13 protein-coding genes and 1 tRNA gene are annotated in these 17,124 nt (G+C 60.0%); all 14 read right to left on the bottom strand.

Annotated elements, in window-relative coordinates; genetic code table 11:
• Position 1 precedes the first annotated feature (1 nt).
• On the bottom strand, positions 2–1,192 hold the full coding sequence (tuf, locus tag QQJ86_RS15435) for an elongation factor Tu (RefSeq protein WP_284319944.1): 1,191 nt from the start codon (positions 1,190–1,192) through the stop codon (positions 2–4).
• A gap of 47 nt (positions 1,193–1,239) precedes the next feature.
• A complete protein-coding gene (fusA, locus tag QQJ86_RS15430) occupies positions 1,240–3,366 on the bottom strand; it encodes an elongation factor G (RefSeq protein WP_284321857.1) in 2,127 nt (708 codons plus the stop codon).
• 29 nt (positions 3,367–3,395) lie between these two features.
• Entirely contained in the window at positions 3,396–3,863 is a 468-nt protein-coding gene (gene rpsG / locus QQJ86_RS15425; protein WP_128899618.1) for a 30S ribosomal protein S7, read from the bottom strand.
• Positions 3,864–3,879: 16 nt separating this feature from the next.
• Positions 3,880–4,254, bottom strand: a complete 375-nt coding sequence (gene rpsL / locus QQJ86_RS15420) for a 30S ribosomal protein S12 (RefSeq protein WP_049621827.1) — start codon at positions 4,252–4,254, stop codon at positions 3,880–3,882.
• 175 nt (positions 4,255–4,429) lie between these two features.
• Entirely contained in the window at positions 4,430–8,641 is a 4,212-nt protein-coding gene (rpoC, locus tag QQJ86_RS15415; RefSeq protein ID WP_284321856.1) for a DNA-directed RNA polymerase subunit beta', read from the bottom strand.
• A gap of 25 nt (positions 8,642–8,666) precedes the next feature.
• Complete coding sequence (gene rpoB / locus QQJ86_RS15410; protein ID WP_284321855.1) at positions 8,667–12,827, bottom strand: DNA-directed RNA polymerase subunit beta; 4,161 nt, start codon at positions 12,825–12,827, stop codon at positions 8,667–8,669.
• 363 nt (positions 12,828–13,190) lie between these two features.
• Entirely contained in the window at positions 13,191–13,562 is a 372-nt protein-coding gene (rplL, locus tag QQJ86_RS15405) for a 50S ribosomal protein L7/L12 (RefSeq protein ID WP_126687175.1), read from the bottom strand.
• A gap of 45 nt (positions 13,563–13,607) precedes the next feature.
• The gene (gene rplJ, locus QQJ86_RS15400; RefSeq protein WP_284321854.1) at positions 13,608–14,129 is read right to left on the bottom strand and encodes a 50S ribosomal protein L10; all 522 of its coding nucleotides are present in this window, start codon (positions 14,127–14,129) and stop codon (positions 13,608–13,610) included.
• Positions 14,130–14,465: 336 nt separating this feature from the next.
• The gene (gene rplA / locus QQJ86_RS15395) at positions 14,466–15,176 is read right to left on the bottom strand and encodes a 50S ribosomal protein L1 (RefSeq protein ID WP_284321853.1); all 711 of its coding nucleotides are present in this window, start codon (positions 15,174–15,176) and stop codon (positions 14,466–14,468) included.
• Positions 15,177–15,179: 3 nt separating this feature from the next.
• A complete protein-coding gene (rplK, locus tag QQJ86_RS15390) occupies positions 15,180–15,608 on the bottom strand; it encodes a 50S ribosomal protein L11 (protein ID WP_115497596.1) in 429 nt (142 codons plus the stop codon).
• 185 nt (positions 15,609–15,793) lie between these two features.
• A complete protein-coding gene (gene nusG / locus QQJ86_RS15385) occupies positions 15,794–16,354 on the bottom strand; it encodes a transcription termination/antitermination protein NusG (RefSeq protein WP_284321852.1) in 561 nt (186 codons plus the stop codon).
• An 11-nt stretch (positions 16,355–16,365) separates the two neighbouring features.
• Positions 16,366–16,758 (bottom strand): preprotein translocase subunit SecE, encoded by a 393-nt coding sequence (secE, locus tag QQJ86_RS15380; protein ID WP_284321851.1) that lies wholly within the window; start codon positions 16,756–16,758, stop codon positions 16,366–16,368.
• A 75-nt stretch (positions 16,759–16,833) separates the two neighbouring features.
• Positions 16,834–16,909: transfer RNA gene (locus QQJ86_RS15375), tRNA-Trp, on the bottom strand.
• Between the two features lie 112 nt (positions 16,910–17,021).
• The coding region (locus QQJ86_RS15370) for an EF-Tu C-terminal domain-related protein (RefSeq protein WP_486599116.1) at positions 17,022–17,124 on the bottom strand (103 nt) is incomplete at its 5' end.

Genomic DNA, 17,124 nt, shown 5'->3' with positions numbered 1-17,124 from the left:
CTTACTTGGTGATCTTGGCGACGACGCCAGCGCCTACCGTACGGCCGCCTTCGCGAATCGCAAAGCGCAGACCTTCGCTCATCGCGATCGGGGCGATCAGCTGTACCGAGATCTTCACATTGTCGCCCGGCATCACCATCTCCGTGCCCTCTGGCAACTTGATCGCGCCGGTCACGTCCGTCGTACGGAAATAGAACTGCGGGCGGTAGTTGCTGAAGAACGGGGTATGACGGCCACCCTCTTCCTTCGACAGCACGTAGATCTCGCCTTCGAAATCCGTGTGCGGCGTGATCGAACCCGGCTTGGCCAGCACCTGACCGCGCTCCACGTCTTCACGCTTCGTGCCGCGCAGCAGCAGACCCACGTTGTCGCCCGCCTGACCCTGATCCAGCAGCTTGCGGAACATTTCCACGCCGGTCACCGTCGTCTTAACCGTCGGCTTCAAACCCACGATCTCGATTTCGTCACCGACCTTGATGATGCCCGTCTCCACGCGACCGGTTACCACCGTACCGCGGCCGGAGATCGAGAACACGTCTTCCACCGGCATCAGGAACGGCTTGTCCAGCACGCGCACCGGCTCAGGGATGTAGCTGTCCAGCGCGTCCACCAGCGCAATGATCGCCGGCACGCCGATGTCCGACTGGTCGCCTTCCAGCGCCAGCTTGGCCGAACCCTTGATGATCGGGGTGTCGTCGCCCGGGAACTCGTACTTGGAGAGCAGCTCGCGCACTTCCATCTCCACGAGCTCCAGCAGCTCGGCGTCGTCCACCATGTCGGCCTTGTTCAGGAACACCACGATGTACGGCACGCCCACCTGGCGGCTCAGCAGGATGTGTTCGCGCGTCTGCGGCATCGGGCCGTCCGCGGCCGAGCACACCAGGATCGCACCGTCCATCTGCGCCGCACCCGTGATCATGTTCTTCACGTAGTCAGCATGGCCCGGGCAGTCCACGTGGGCGTAGTGGCGGTTCGGCGATTCGTATTCCACGTGGGCCGTGGAGATCGTGATACCGCGCGCCTTTTCTTCCGGCGCCGCGTCAATCGCGTCGTACGCCTTGAACTCACCGCCAAAACGCTCTGCACCAACCTTCGTCAGCGCCGCTGTCAGCGTCGTCTTGCCGTGGTCCACGTGACCGATCGTGCCCACGTTTACGTGTGGCTTGGTGCGTTCGAATTTACCCTTTGCCATGGTTCAAACCTCTGAAAGAACTGTGTTGTTTGGAGAAGAGGGCCTTATCAGGCTTTCTTCATGACCTGTTCGGCGATGTTGTTCGGCGCCGGTTCGTAATGATCGAATTCCATCGTGAAGGTGGCTCGACCCTGCGTCTGCGAGCGAAGCGCTGTTGCATAGCCGAACATCTCACCAAGCGGAATCATGGCGTTGATAGTCTTGCCCGACGGCGTGTCGTCAGAACCCTGAAGCACGCCGCGACGACGACTTACGTCGCCCATGACGTCACCGAGGTAATCCTCAGGCGTCACGACTTCGACCTTCATGATCGGCTCAAGCAGAATCGGCTTCGACTGTTTCGCACCATCTTTAAAGGTCTCCCGAAACGCGCCGTGGGCAGCGATCTTGAAGGCCATTTCAGACGAATCGACGTCATGATACGAACCGAATATCAGCTTCGCCTTGACGCCAACAACCGGGAAGCCAGCTAGGTGACCACTGGTGATGGACTCGCGCAAACCCTTTTCCACCGACGGAATGTATTCCTTCGGAATCACACCGCCCGTGATGTCATTGATGAACAGGAAATCATCTTTGATGTCCGGATTCTTGCGATCCTCGTCAGTCATCGGCGAGAACTCAATCACCACGTGACCGTACTGGCCTTTACCGCCGGACTGCTTGGCGTGCTTAAAGTCAGCCTTGTAGGAGCCTTGGATCGTCTCGCGGTAAGCCACCTGCGGCTTGCCGACATTGGCCTCGACGTTGAACTCGCGGCGCATGCGATCCACCAAGATGTCCAAGTGCAGCTCGCCCATGCCCGAGATGATCGTCTGACCTGATTCTTCATCGGTACGCACGCGGAACGACGGATCTTCCGCAGCCAGGCGGCCGAGCGCGATACCCATCTTTTCCTGATCCGATTTGGTCTTTGGCTCCACCGCCATCGAGATCACCGGCTCCGGGAACGTCATGCGCTCCAAGGTGATCACGTGATCTTGGGCGCACAGCGTGTCACCCGTGGTGACATCCTTCAGACCAACTGCCGCAGCGATATCGCCCGCACGAACTTCTTTGATTTCCTGGCGCTCGTTGGCATGCATCTGCAGGATGCGGCCGATGCGCTCCTTCTTGGACTTCACCGGGTTGTACACGGCGTCGCCGGAATTGAGCGTACCCGAGTAAACACGGAAAAAGGTCAGTGAACCGACGAACGGGTCGGTCATGATCTTGAATGCAAGCGAGGAGAACGGAGCCGAGTCGCTTGCTTCGCGACTGGCTTCTTTCTCGTTCTCGTCAACACCCTTGACTGGCGGGCGATCGGCCGGCGACGGCAGCAGTTGAATCACTGCGTCGAGCATGGCCTGCACACCCTTGTTCTTGAATGCGGTGCCGCAGAAAACCGGGATCAGCGTATTGGAAAGCGTGCCAGCGCGAAGGCCCGAGATGACCTCTTCCTCAGAGAGGTCGCCCTCCTCCAAGTACTTGTTCATCAGCTCCTCGGACGTTTCGGCAGCAGACTCCACCATGAAGTTGCGCGCTTTGATAGCAGCGTCTTTCAGGTTAGCCGGAATGTCCTGGTACTCGAACTTCATACCCTGGGACTCCATGTCCCAGATGATCGCCTTCATCTTGATGAGGTCGACCACGCCCTCGAAATCATCTTCGGCGCCAATCGGCACCTGCATCGGTACCGGATGCGCACCGAGACGCGCCTTCAACTGATCGACGACCTTGTTGAAGTTGGCGCCGGTACGATCCATCTTGTTGACGAACGCAAGGCGCGGCACGCCGTATTTGTTGGCCTGACGCCACACCGTTTCGGACTGTGGCTGCACTCCACCCACGGCGCAGAGCACGAACACCGCACCATCGAGCACACGCAACGAACGCTCCACCTCAATGGTGAAGTCGACGTGACCTGGAGTATCGATGATATTGAAGCGATGCTCGGGCAGAGAACGATCCATACCCTTCCAGAACGCCGTCGTTGCCGCCGACGTAATGGTAATGCCACGCTCCTGCTCCTGCTCCATCCAGTCCATGGTCGCAGCACCGTCATGCACCTCGCCAATCTTATGACTGACACCGGTGTAGAACAGGATGCGCTCCGTAGTGGTGGTTTTACCGGCATCGATGTGAGCCATGATGCCGAAGTTACGGTAGCGCTCGATGGGAGTGGTGCGTGCCACGATACTAGCCTCGATCCGTGCTGTATTACTTACCAGCGGTAGTGCGAGAAAGCCTTATTGGCCTCAGCCATACGATGCGTTTCTTCACGCTTCTTGATGGCACCGCCGCGGTTTTCCGATGCTTCCAGCAATTCGGCGGCAAGCTTGCGCGGCATAGATGTTTCGCCACGCTTGCGCGCAGCTTCGATCGCCCAACGCATGGCCAACGCCATACGACGACCCGGGCGCACTTCGACCGGCACCTGATAGGTAGCGCCGCCGACGCGGCGAGACTTCACCTCAACGGCCGGGGCGATATTACCGAGCGCCTTTTCGACCAGCTGCACCGGCTCGGCGTGCTTTTCGCCGAGGTGATCCAGCGCACCATAGACAATGGCTTCGGCGACGGATTTCTTGCCGCTCTTCATCACCATATTGATGAAGCGAGCAATGAGCTGGCTGCCGTGCTTGGGATCAGGCAGGACCAGACGGGCGGGATGTGAACCTTTACGCGACATAGTACGTGTCCTTCAATTAGCTCTTCGGGCGCTTGGCGCCATACTTCGAACGAGCCTGGCGGCGCTTGGCAACGCCGGCGCAGTCGAGACTGCCGCGCACGGTGTGGTAACGCACACCCGGCAGATCCTTCACACGGCCGCCGCGGATGAGCACTACCGAGTGCTCCTGCAGGTTGTGGCCTTCACCACCGATGTAGCTGATGACCTCGTAACCGTTGGTCAGGCGCACCTTGGCGACCTTACGCAGGGCCGAGTTCGGCTTCTTGGGAGTGGTGGTATAAACGCGCGTGCAGACGCCGCGGCGTTGCGGGCTGCTTTGCAGCGCCGGCGAAGCGCTCTTGTAGCTCTTCGGGCTGCGGGATTTGCGCACCAGTTGATTGACTGTCGTCATGCGAAGCTATTCCTGGGAAACATAAAGGCAGACCGACAAAACCGGTCTGCCAAGAAGCGGGAATTTAACATGGGCGCCTCACCTCAAGCAAGGAAACACCCGCCGTCCTAGACTCGAACACGAGGCGCATTCCATGCGCCTCATTTCGTATGTCGGCGAGCAAGCCGTTTGGGGCTTACTCGATACCTGCATCAGTGCCTACCGGCGCCTCCGCAAAGGAGACTTGGGAGGAACCGGAAAGGGTTTCCAGTTCCGAGGCGGTCAACCCGCCCTGGCGATGACGCTGTGCGTGATACGCCAAACCCGTTCCTGCCGGAATTAGACGGCCGACAATAACATTTTCCTTCAAACCACGCAAGGTATCGCGTGTGCCACGAACCGCTGCTTCGGTAAGAACGCGAGTGGTTTCCTGGAACGATGCGGCCGAAATAAACGACTCGGTCGCAAGCGATGCCTTGGTGATACCCAGCAGTACCGACTGGAATTCAGCAGGACGCTCGTTGCGAGCTTCGGCGCGATCGTTCTCTGCGTTGATCCGCACGCGCTCCACCTGTTCACCACGCAGATAGTGGCTTTCACCAGGCTCGGTGATCTCGACCTTGCGCAGCATCTGGCGAATGATCGTTTCGATGTGCTTGTCGTTGATCTTCACGCCCTGCAGGCGGTAGACGTCCTGGATTTCCTTGACCAGGTACGCAGCGAGCTGCTCAACACCCAGCAAACGCAGGATGTCATGCGGATTGGGCTCGCCGTCCACGACGGTTTCACCCTTCTCCACGTGCTCGCCTTCGAACACGATGACCTGACGCCACTTCGGAATCAGCTCTTCGTGCTCGTTACCCTCACTGTCCTTGATGATGAGGCGCTGCTTACCCTTGGTGTCCTTGCCGAAGCTGACTACGCCCGAACGCTCGGCAAGGATCGCCGGCTCCTTCGGCTTGCGTGCTTCGAACAAGTCTGCCACGCGTGGCAGACCACCAGTGATGTCGCGGGTCTTCGAGGTTTCCTGCGGGATACGGGCAACCACGTCACCCACGCCCACTTCGGCGCCGTTCTGGATCGACACGATCGCACCGGCCGGCAGGAAGTACTGCGCCGGTACATCCGTACCCGGCAGCTTGAGCTCGCGGCCCTTGCTGTCTTCCAGACGCACGATTGGACGGAGATCCTTGGCCGCAGTACCGCGACGCTTCGGATCGGTCACCACCGCCGATTCCAGACCAGTAAGTTCATCGGTCTGGCTCTGCACAGTGACGCCATCGATGAAGTCGATGAAGCGCACCACACCAGCCACTTCCGACACGATCGGATGGGTGTGCGGATCCCAGTTGGCGATGGTCTGACCTGCCTTGACTGGGGCGCCGTCCTTGACGGTGATGGTGGCGCCGTACGGCACCTTGTAGCGTTCGCGCTCGCGGCCGTTCGCGTCGATCACCGACACTTCGCCCGAACGCGACACGGCCACCAGGTGACCCTGGGCATGCTGCACGGTCTTGAGGTTGTTGAACTTCAGCGTACCGGTGGTCTTCACCGACACATTGTCCACCGCTGCTGCACGCGACGCCGCACCACCGATGTGGAACGTACGCATGGTCAGCTGGGTACCCGGCTCACCGATCGACTGAGCAGCCACTACGCCCACGGCTTCACCCATGTTCACCAGGTGACCGCGTGCCAGGTCGCGGCCATAGCACAGCGCGCAAACGCCGTGATGGGCTTCGCAAGTGATGGACGAACGCACAATGATGGATTGCACGCCAGCCTTGTCCAGCTTTTCGACCAGCGCTTCGTCCAGCAGTGTGTTGCGAGTGACGATCGGCTCGTCGCTTTCGCCCGGACCGTAGACATCTTCAGCTACCACGCGACCGAGCACACGCTCGCGCAGCGGCTCGACCACGTCGCCGCCTTCCACGATCGGCTGCATGATCAGGCCTTCGTCGGTACCGCAATCGGACGAGGTGATGACCACGTCCTGTGCCACGTCGACGAGACGACGGGTGAGGTAACCGGAGTTCGCCGTCTTCAACGCCGTGTCGGCCAGACCCTTACGGGCGCCGTGCGTGGAGTTGAAGTACTGCAGCACGTTCAAGCCTTCGCGGAAGTTCGCCTTAATCGGCGTCTCGATGATCGAGCCGTCCGGACGCGCCATCAGGCCGCGCATACCGGCAAGCTGACGAATCTGCGCCACCGAACCACGCGCACCGGAGTCGGCCATGATGTACAGCGAGTTCATCGACTTCTGCGCAACCGTCTTGCCTTCGGCATCGCTCACCTTCTCGGTACCGATGCCGTCGATCATCGCCTTGGCAACCAGTTCGTTGGTGCGCGACCAGATGTCGACGACCTTGTTGTAACGCTCGCCGGCGGTGACAAGACCGGACTGGTATTGCTCCTGGATCTCGACCACTTCCTTCTCGGCTTCTTCCAGGATCGGCTTCTTCTCGTTCGGGATGATCATGTCGTCGATGCCGATGGAGATGCCAGCGCGCGTCGCAAAACGGAAGCCGGTGTACATCAGCTGGTCGGCAAAGATCACCGTATCTTTCAGACCCAAGCGACGATAGCAAGCGTTGATCAGACGCGAGATGTTCTTCTTGGTCAGCTCGGTGTTGGCCAGTTCGAACGGCAGGCCCTCTGGTGTGATCTCGGCCAGCAGTGCACGGCCAACAGTGGTTTCCACCAGCGCAATGCTGCTGGTGCGCTCACCGCTATCGTGCACTTTGACCTGCTTCAGACGCACTTTGATCTTGGCGTGCAACTCGATCGCGCGATTGTCGTAAGCGCGACGCACTTCGCTGATGCTGGAGAACACCATGCCGGTGCCCTTTGCATTCACCAGTTCACGCGTCATGTAGTACAGGCCAAGCACCACGTCCTGCGTCGGCACGATGATCGGCTCACCGTTGGCCGGCGACAGGATGTTGTTGGACGACATCATCAGCGCGCGCGCTTCCAACTGCGCCTCGATCGACAGCGGCACGTGCACAGCCATCTGGTCACCGTCGAAGTCGGCGTTGAATGCGGTACACACCAGCGGATGCAGCTGGATGGCCTTGCCTTCGATCAGCTTCGGCTCAAACGCCTGAATGCCGAGACGGTGCAGCGTCGGCGCGCGGTTCAGCAGCACCGGATGTTCGCGGATCACCTCTTCGAGGATGTCCCACACCATCGGCTCTTCACGTTCGACCAGTTTCTTGGCCGCCTTGATGGTGGTCGCCTCGCCACGAGCCTGCAGCTTGGCAAAGATGAAGGGCTTGAACAGTTCCAGCGCCATCTTCTTCGGCAGGCCGCACTGATGCAGGCGAAGCGTCGGACCGACCACGATTACCGAGCGACCGGAGTAGTCCACGCGCTTGCCGAGCAGGTTCTGGCGGAAGCGCCCCTGCTTGCCCTTGATCATGTCGGCGAGCGACTTCAGCGCGCGCTTGTTGGTGCCGGTAATGGCACGACCGCGACGGCCGTTGTCCATCAGCGCATCGACCGATTCCTGCAGCATGCGCTTCTCGTTGCGCACGATGATGTCGGGCGCATTGAGTTCGAGCAGACGCTTCAGGCGGTTGTTACGGTTGATGACGCGGCGATACAGATCATTGAGATCGGACGTCGCGAAGCGACCGCCGTCCAGCGGCACCAGCGGACGCAGGTCCGGCGGCAGCACGGGCAACACGGTCATGACCATCCACTCCGGACGGTTACCGGATTCCAGGAAGGCCTCGATCAGCTTCACGCGCTTGGTGAGGCGCTTGAGCTTGGTCTCGGAGTTAGTGGAAGCGATTTCTTCCTTGAGGCGAATCACTTCGCCCGGCAGGTCGAGCGACTTCAGCAGCTCGAACACAGCCTCGGCACCCATGCGGGCGTCGAATTCGTCACCGTGCTCTTCTACCGCTTCCAGGTACTGATCTTCGCTCAGCAGCTGGCCGCGCTCGAGCGCGGTCAAACCTGGATCGATCACCACGAAGGCTTCGAAGTACAGGATGCGCTCGATATCGCGCAGGGTCATATCCAACATCAGGCCGATGCGCGAGGGCAGCGACTTGAGGAACCAGATGTGCGCGACCGGGCTGGCCAGCTCGATGTGGCCCATGCGCTCGCGACGCACCTTGGCCAGCGTGACTTCGGTGCCGCATTTTTCGCAGACCACGCCACGATGCTTCATGCGCTTGTACTTGCCGCACAGGCACTCGTAGTCTTTCACCGGTCCGAAGATGGCGGCGCAGAACAGGCCGTCACGCTCCGGCTTGAAGGTACGGTAGTTGATCGTTTCCGGCTTTTTCACTTCGCCGTACGACCACGAACGGATCAGCTCCGGCGACGCCAGTGCGATCTTGATCGAGTCGAATTCCGGCGTGGTGCGCTGCTGGTTGAATAGATTGAGCAAATCTTTCATTGCATAAGCTCCTGTAACCCGCGGGTTACTTGATCTCTTCCAGGTCGATGTCGATGCAGAGCGAACGGATTTCCTTCACGAGCACGTTGAAGGATTCCGGCATGCCCGCCGCCATCTCGTGGTTGCCGTCGACGATGTTCTTGTACATCTGGTTGCGGCCCTGCACGTCGTCGGATTTCACCGTGAGCATTTCCTGCAGGGTGTAAGCCGCGCCGTAGGCTTCGAGCGCCCAGACTTCCATTTCGCCGAAACGCTGACCGCCGAACTGCGCCTTGCCGCCCAGCGGCTGCTGGGTGACGAGCGAGTACGGACCGGTCGAACGGGCGTGCATCTTGTCGTCGACCAAGTGGTTGAGTTTGAGGTAATGCATGTAGCCAACGGTGACCGAGCGATCGAACGCCTCGCCGGTGCGGCCGTCGTACAGCGTGGTCTGACCCGATTGAGGCAGATCCGCCAGCTTCAGCATTGCCTTGATTTCTTGCTCCTCAGCACCGTCGAACACCGGCGTGGCCATCGGAACGCCTTCCTGCAGGTTCTTCGCCAACGTGAAGATTTCCTCATCGGTGAGCGACTTCAGGTCGACGTGCTGCACGGCGCCGGCAACGTGGTGGTTGTAGATCTGGTCGAGGAACTCGCGGATCTTCGCCACCTTCTCCTGCGCTTCGAGCATCTGCTGGATCTTCTTACCCAGACCCTTCGCGGCCCAGCCAAGATGCACTTCCAGAATCTGACCGATGTTCATACGCGAGGGCACGCCCAGCGGATTCAGGCAGATGTCGATCGACGTGCCGTCAGCCATGTACGGCATGTCTTCCACCGGCACCACGTTAGACACCACGCCCTTGTTACCGTGACGGCCAGCCATCTTGTCACCCGGCTGGATGCGGCGCTTCACGGCCAGGAACACCTTGACCATCTTCAGCACGCCCGGAGCGAGATCGTCGCCCTGGGTGATCTTCGCCTGCTTTTCCTTGAAGCGCTTGTCGAACTCTTCCTTGTGGCGTTTGACCTGCTCGGACGCGCGCTCGAGGAACTCGACTGTGGCTTCATCCTTGACGTTGATCTTGAACCAGTCGTCCTTCTTCAGCCCGTCGAGGTAATCGTGAGCGATCTCGACACCACGCTTGAGGCCGGCCGGGCCGCTGTTGGCGACTTTGCCGACGAGCTGTGCGCGCATGCGGTTGTAGATCGCGCCTTCGAGGATGCGGAATTGGTCATCGAAGTCCTTGCGGATTCGCTTGATTTCCATCTCTTCGATCTGGCGTGCACGCTTATCCTTCTCGATACCGTCGCGCGTGAACACCTGCACGTCGATAACCGTGCCGTCCATGCCAGGCGGCACGCGCAGCGAGCTGTCCTTAACATCGGACGCCTTCTCGCCGAAGATCGCGCGAAGCAACTTCTCTTCCGGCGTGAGTTGGCTTTCACCCTTCGGCGTGACCTTACCGACGAGGATGTCACCCGCCTTCACTTCCGCACCGATGTACACGATGCCGGACTCGTCCAGACGCGCCAGCGCCTGCTCACCCACGTTCGGGATGTCGGCGGTGATTTCTTCTGCACCCAGCTTCGTGTCGCGCGCAATACAGGACAGCTCCTCGATGTGAATCGAGGTGTAGCGGTCTTCCTGCACGACGCGCTCGGAGAGCAGGATCGAGTCTTCGAAGTTGTAACCGTTCCACGGCATGAAGGCGATCAGCATGTTCTGGCCGAGCGCAAGCTCGCCCAGGTCGGTCGACGAACCGTCGGCCAACGTGTCGCCCTTCGCCACCACGTCACCCACGTTCACCAGCGGACGCTGGTTGAGGTTGGTGTTCTGGTTGGAACGGGTGTACTTGGTCAGCGTGTAGATGTCGACACCAGCGTCACTTTCACCGACTTCGGCCTCGTTCACGCGCACCACGATACGGGCCGCGTCGACCTGATCGATCACGCCGCCACGCTTGGCGGTGGTGATCACACCTGAGTCACGTGCCACGGCGCGCTCGATACCAGTACCCACCAACGGGGTCTGCGAACGCAGCGTCGGTACGGCCTGGCGCTGCATGTTGGCGCCCATCAACGCGCGGTTCGCGTCGTCGTGCTCCAGGAACGGAACCAGTGCCGCAGCAACCGACACGGTCTGCATCGGCGAGACGTCCATGTAGTTGATCTCGGCCGACGGACGCAACTCGGATTCGCCACGGAAACGGCAGGACACGAAATCTTCGACGAAGCCACCGTCCTTGCTGAGCGGCGAGTTCGCCTGCGCGATCACGTGATCACCTTCTTCGATCGCCGACAGGTAATCCACCTGGTTGGTGACCTTGCCGTTCACGACCTTGCGATACGGCGTCTCGAGGAAGCCATACTGATTGGTACGCGCGTACACGGCGAGCGAGTTGATCAGACCGATGTTCGGACCTTCCGGCGTTTCGATGGTGCAGACGCGGCCGTAGTGGGTCGGATGCACGTCGCGCACTTCGAAGCCGGCGCGCTCGCGCGTCAGACCGCCTGGACCCAGAGCGGACACGCGACGCTTATGCGTCACTTCCGACAGCGGGTTGTTTTGGTCCATGAATTGCGAGAGCTGCGAGGAGCCGAAGAATTCCTTCACCGCCGCCGCAACCGGCTTAGCGTTAATCAGATCCTGCGGCGTGAGGCTTTCGGCTTCGGCCAGCGACAGACGCTCGCGTACCGCACGCTCCACACGCACCAGACCGATGCGGAAGGTGTTTTCCGCCATTTCGCCAACCGAACGCACGCGACGATTGCCGAGATGGTCGATGTCGTCCACCGTGCCGTGACCATTCTTGATGTCGATCAGCACCTTCAGCACATCGAGGATGTCAGACTGCTCGCCCTGCGAGGCCACCAGCGCCTGCGCCTCTTCGTTCTTCAGCTCGCCGAAATATTTCTTGTCGAACAACACGCCCGGACCAAGAATGTCTTTGCGGCCAACGCGACGATTGAACTTCATGCGACCCACAGCCGACAGGTCGTAACGGTCGAAAGTGAAGAACAGATTGAAGAACAGGTTCTGCGCCGCTTCCTTGGTCGGCGGTTCGCCCGGACGCATCATGCGATAGATTTCCACCAGCGCTTCAAGCTGCGTTTTGGTGCTGTCGATGCGCAGAGTGTGTGAGATATACGCGCCGCGATCCAGATCGTTCACGTACAGCGTGGGCAGCGTTTCGATACCGGCTTTGCGGAAGTTTTCTAGCTGATCTGCAGTGATTTCGTCGTTCGCCGAAGCCAGCAGTTCACCGGTCTTCGAATCGACGACGTCGATGGCCAGGATGCGGCCGACCGGATAATCGTCCGGTACTTCCAGCGCGGTGATGTTTTCGGCTGCAAGCTGGCGCACGTGGCGCGCGGTGATGCGCTTGCCGGCTTCCACCAGCACCTTGTCGCCGATCATCAGGTCGAAGCTCAGAGTTTCGCCGCGCAGACGCTCGGCGACCAATTCCAACGTGGTGCCACCCTTCTTGCCCAGGTGGAACACGTTGTGCTCGAAGAAGATGGAGAGCATCTCTTCGTTGCTATAGCCAAGCGCGCGCAGCAGCACCGTCACCGGCAATTTACGGCGACGGTCGATACGGGTGAACAGCGCGTCCTTCGGGTCGAATTCGAAGTCGAGCCACGAGCCGCGGTAGGGAATCACGCGCGCGGAGAACAGCAGCTTGCCGGAGCTATGCGTCTTGCCGCGGTCGTGATCGAAGAACACGCCCGGCGAACGATGAAGCTGCGACACGATCACGCGCTCGGTGCCGTTGATGATGAAGGTACCGGTGTCAGTCATGAGCGGGATTTCGCCCATGTAGACCTCCTGCTCCTTCACATACTTCACGGCCTTCTTCGAAGCCGGGCTGTCCTTGTCATAGATCACCAGACGAACGGTCACGCGCAGCGGCGCACCGAAGGTCATGCCGCGGTTGCGGCATTCGCGTTCGTCGAACGGCGGTTCACCAAGGCGGTAGTCGACGTATTCGAGGGCCGCATTGCCCGAATAGCTGACGATCGGGAACACGGACTTCAATGCGGCGTGCAGACCTTTGTCTTCGCGCTGCTTGGGAGCAACGTCCTCCTGCAGGAATTCACGGTAGGAATCGGTCTGGATTGTCAGCAGGTTGGGTACGCCCAGTACGGGCGGACGCTTGCCGAAATCCTTGCGGATGCGCTTCTTCTCGGTAAACGAGTAGGTCATGGTCGGTGACGCCTCGGTTCGCTGTGGCGCCGGTGGTGCACACACCGGCTAAATTGGGAAAACTTGGATCTGGGGGATCGTGAATAGAGACTCTTCAATTCACAAAGTCCTATTCGCGATGCCCTACATCCAAGTGCGTCCTTGCCTGATAGTTCTGAAAAAGGCTCCTGCCCCTTTCTGGTTCGCCAAACCTCATAGGCTTGACTCCGGTGGATCAGGTACACAAGGCAACTGATTCACGGCGGGTCGTCACGTGCCTGCAAATGACTGCCACGCAATCATCTGAAGCGGGCAAAGCCCGGGGACTTACGCCCCCAGGCTTGCGTGACGCTGGATCAAACTGACGGCGCGCAAGGGCGCCAATTACTTCAGTTCGACCTTGGCGCCGGCGGCTTCGAGGTCCTTCTTGAACTTCTCGGCGTCTTCCTTCGACACGGCTTCCTTCAGCACGCCACCCGACTCGGTCAGGTCCTTGGCTTCCTTCAAGCCCAGGCCGGTGATCGCGCGGACAGCCTTGATCACGTCGACCTTCTTTTCGCCGGCGTTCACGAGAACGACGTCGAATTCGGTCTTCTCTTCGACGGCCGGAGCGGCGGCGCCACCACCACCAGCCATGACGACCGGAGCGGCGGCAGACACGCCAAACTTCTCTTCGATGGCCTTCACCAGCTCCATCACTTCCATGAGCGACTTGGCGGCTACGGCTTCAACGATCTGTTCGTTGGTAAGGGACATTGTTGATTTCCTCTGGAAATTGAATTCGATTGGATCGCGTCGAACTTAGGCAGACGCGGCTTCGGCCGGGGCTTCGCCACCACTCTGCTTGTCGGCCACGGCCTTGACGGCGCGCGCAAACATCGCAGCGGGTTCGGCCAGCACACGGGCCAGCATGGCGAGGGCTTCTTCGCGGGTCGGCAGCGAGGCCAGCACATCGACGTGCGCAGCCGGCAGCAGCTTGCCTTCCACCGAAACAACCTTCGCCTTCAGCTTGTCGTTGCTCTTGGCGAATTCCTTGATCAGGCGACCGGCAGCGCCGGGCTCCTCAGTCGAGAATGCGTACAGCAGCGGACCGGTAAGGGCGTCCTTGACGACCTCGAACTCGGTACCCACCACGGCGCGCGAAGCGAGCGTGTTTTTGACAACTTTCAAAAACACACCGGATTCACGAGCCTTCTTGCGCATCGCGGTCATTTGTTCGACCGTGGTGCCCGCATACTCGGCAGCGACCAAGGAGTGAGCCTTCGCGGCCACAGCGGCCAGTTCGGCGACTACTTCTTGCTTCTGAGAGAGATTCAGAGCCATATCACTCCTCCACATTGACATCCGCTTGCGGCTCCTGCCGCTGGCGGTCCTGAGCGACGCCATCCATAACGTCGGGGACACGAGTCCCGGGTGGTGGCCTTTCCAGATGAAACATAATTCCAGAAGGGGCAACACCATCTACGCAGGCTGGTTTGCGAAACCGGATTAAGCGATTGCGTGGACGATGACGGCGATTCCGTTGCCTGTACGAGCTCCCTGCCCGTCGTCACCATGCGCAGATCACACCTGCGGTCTTTGACGGCGGCTCCAGCCTATGGCCGGGGCTACCCTCAAATGACGCCTACGCGGAACAACGTCCGCGCAGGACTTGATTTCTTACTTGGCCGAGGCTGCAACCAAGGTCGAGGTATCGACCGGCACACCCACGCCCATCGTGCTGGATAGCGCAACTTTCTGAAGATATTGACCCTTGGCGGTGGCCGGCTTTGCCTTCATCAGGTCAGCGATCAGCGCGTTCAGGTTGTCAGCAAGCTGCGCGGCCTCGAAGCTGGCCTTGCCTATGGTGGCGTGGATGATGCCCGCCTTGTCGTTGCGGAACTTCACCTGACCAGCCTTCGCGTTCTTCACGGCTGTGACCACGTCGGCGGTGACCGAGCCATCCTTCGGGTTCGGCATCAAGCCACGAGGACCGAGCAGCTGACCCAGCTTACCGACTACGCGCATTGCGTCCGGCGTAGCGATCACGCGACCGAAGTCGAGGTCGCCCGCCTGCATACGCTCGGCCAGGTCGTCCATGCCGACGGCATCGGCACCAGCAGCCTTGGCGGCTTCAGCCTTTTCACCGGCGGGGCAGAACACGGCGACCTTGATGGTCTTGCCTGTGCCATGCGGCAGCAGCGAGGAGCCGCGCACGCCTTGATCGGATTTCTTGGCATCGATGCCGAGGCGCACGGCCACGTCCACCGATTCAACAAACTTCGCCTTGGCGTTGTTCTTGATGATCTTCAGTGCGTCATCCAGGGCATAGACCTTGCCCGGCTGCACTGCGGCCTGAGCCGCCTTCATACGCTTCGTGAGCTTTGCCATGTCTTAACCCTCCACCACCAAGCCCATGCTGCGCGCGCTACCAGCAATGGTGCGCACCGCGGCGTCCAGATCAGCAGCCGTAAGATCCGGCTCCTTCTGCTTCGCAACGTCTTCCAACTGCTTGCGGGTGATCTTGCCGACCTTGTCGGTATTCGGCTTGGACGAGCCCTTGGCGACACCGGTGACCTTCTTGATCAGCACGGAGGCGGGCGGGGTCTTGGTAATAAAGGTGAACGTGCGGTCCGAGTAGGCCGTGATGATGACCGGAATCGGCAGACCCGGCTCCATCTTCTGCGTAGCAGCGTTGAACGCCTTGCAGAACTCCATGATGTTCAGACCACGCTGACCGAGGGCCGGGCCCACGGGCGGCGACGGGTTGGCCTGACCGGCCTTGACCTGTAGCTTGATATAACCGACGACTTTCTTTGCCATTGAGGTTTCCTCGCGAGTTCAGGCGCCTATGCGGCTCCTCGCCGTATACATTCCTTGGTGGGAGGGGAATTCGCGATCCTGCGGATTCCAGAAATACGGACACGCCGAGTCGAAAGACCCCGGCGTGAACCGAATAGTTTAGAGATGAAACGGGCTTTAAGCAAGCCCTGTGCCGAAAAGGTCGCTCAGGCCTTCTCGACCTGACCGAACTCCAGCTCCACCGGGGTGGAGCGGCCGAAAATCAGCACCGCCACGCGCAGTCGACTCTTCTCGTAATTGACCTCTTCGACCACGCCGTTGAAGTCGTTGAACGGACCATCGATGACGCGAACCATTTCGCCAGGCTCAAACAGCACCTTGGGCTTAGGCTTGTCCACGCCTTCGCGGACGCGACTGAGAATGGTATCAGCCTCGCTGTCGCGGATTGGCATGGGGCGATCGGCTGTTCCACCGATAAAGCCCATCACCTTTGGTGTTTCCTTCACCAGATGCCAGCACTCATCATCGATGCGCGGCGCCTTGCCTTCGGTGTCGGTTTCGATCTGCACCAGCACGTAGCCGGGAAAGAACTTGCGCTCACTGCGGCGCTTCTGGCCACTCCGCATTTCCACCACTTCTTCGGTGGGCACCAGCACTTCGCCGAACCTCTCTTCCATGCCGGCGCGATGAATGCGCTCGATCAGCGACTTCTTAACCTGGTTCTCGAACCCGGAATAAGCATGAACCACGTACCAACGCTTGCTCATCGCGGCGCTCCTCACGAACCCAACTTCAACAGCCAATCGAGCACGACCGACTTCAAGATCAAGTCAATCAGCCCCAATAGCAACGAGAGCACGATGACCACGAGAATGATGATGCCAGTAGTCTTGATGGTCTCGTCCCGAGTGGGCCAGACCACCTTGCGCATCTCAAACTGCGACTCTGCCAAAAAATGGCGCGTACGCCGGCCCGGCGCTGTAAAAGCCGCAATGGCCAGGGCAGCAGCCACAGCAGCGAGAATGGTGATCAGACGCAGCGGCGATGCAGCCCCAATGTTGCCGAGGTAGGTGTAGCCGACGATACCGGCCGCCAGCACCAGCACGGCCAGCACCAGCTTGCCGATATCGGCGCCGTTTGTGCCTTTGGACTGTTCAGCCTTGGTATTCATGCGTGTCATGCGGATGCCTTACATCGATGACCCTAGAGCCATCGCGACACACCCGTCATCATTCCTCGAAAAAGGTGGCACGCCAGGAGGGACTCGAACCCCCAACCTGCGGTTTTGGAGACCGCTGCTCTGCCAATTGAGCTACTGGCGTACGTTGATAAATCAAAAGTGAAGTCGCTCGCGCTGCCGACCGTACCGCGCCGGCCTGGAAATTCAGACCCTTGCGTACGGCCCGCATCGCGGGCGACCTCTCATGTTACTGCTTACTTGGTGATCTTGGCGACGACGCCAGCGCCTACCGTACGGCCGCCTTCGCGAATCGCAAAGCGCAGACCTTCGCTCATCGCGATCGGGGCGATCAGCTGT

This window comes from Dyella acidisoli, from assembly GCF_030160295.1.
Lineage (GTDB): Bacteria > Pseudomonadota > Gammaproteobacteria > Xanthomonadales > Rhodanobacteraceae > Dyella_B > Dyella_B acidisoli.
Note: the sequence above shows the minus strand (reverse complement) of the source record. Positions and strands in the feature narration are given on the sequence as shown.

Bases quoted from the DNA above. Each gene is read 5' to 3' on its own strand.
- rplJ (WP_284321854.1), bottom strand. From the start codon at position 14,129: ATGGCTCTGAATCTCTCTCAGAAGCAAGAAGTAGTCGCCGAACTGGCC.
- rpsG (WP_128899618.1), bottom strand. From the start codon at position 3,863: ATGTCGCGTAAAGGTTCACATCCCGCCCGTCTGGTCCTGCCTGATCCC.
- rplL (WP_126687175.1), bottom strand. From the start codon at position 13,562: ATGTCCCTTACCAACGAACAGATCGTTGAAGCCGTAGCCGCCAAGTCG.
- rplK (WP_115497596.1), bottom strand. From the start codon at position 15,608: ATGGCAAAGAAAGTCGTCGGTTATATCAAGCTACAGGTCAAGGCCGGT.
- rpoB (WP_284321855.1), bottom strand. From the start codon at position 12,827: ATGACCTACTCGTTTACCGAGAAGAAGCGCATCCGCAAGGATTTCGGC.
- rpsL (WP_049621827.1), bottom strand. From the start codon at position 4,254: ATGACGACAGTCAATCAACTGGTGCGCAAATCCCGCAGCCCGAAGAGC.
- secE (WP_284321851.1), bottom strand. From the start codon at position 16,758: ATGAATACCAAGGCTGAACAGTCCAAAGGCACAAACGGCGCCGATATC.
- tuf (WP_284319944.1), bottom strand. From the start codon at position 1,192: ATGGCAAAGGGTAAATTCGAACGCACCAAGCCACACGTAAACGTGGGC.
- rplA (WP_284321853.1), bottom strand. From the start codon at position 15,176: ATGGCAAAGCTCACGAAGCGTATGAAGGCGGCTCAGGCCGCAGTGCAG.
- nusG (WP_284321852.1), bottom strand. From the start codon at position 16,354: ATGAGCAAGCGTTGGTACGTGGTTCATGCTTATTCCGGGTTCGAGAAC.
- rpoC (WP_284321856.1), bottom strand. From the start codon at position 8,641: ATGAAAGATTTGCTCAATCTATTCAACCAGCAGCGCACCACGCCGGAA.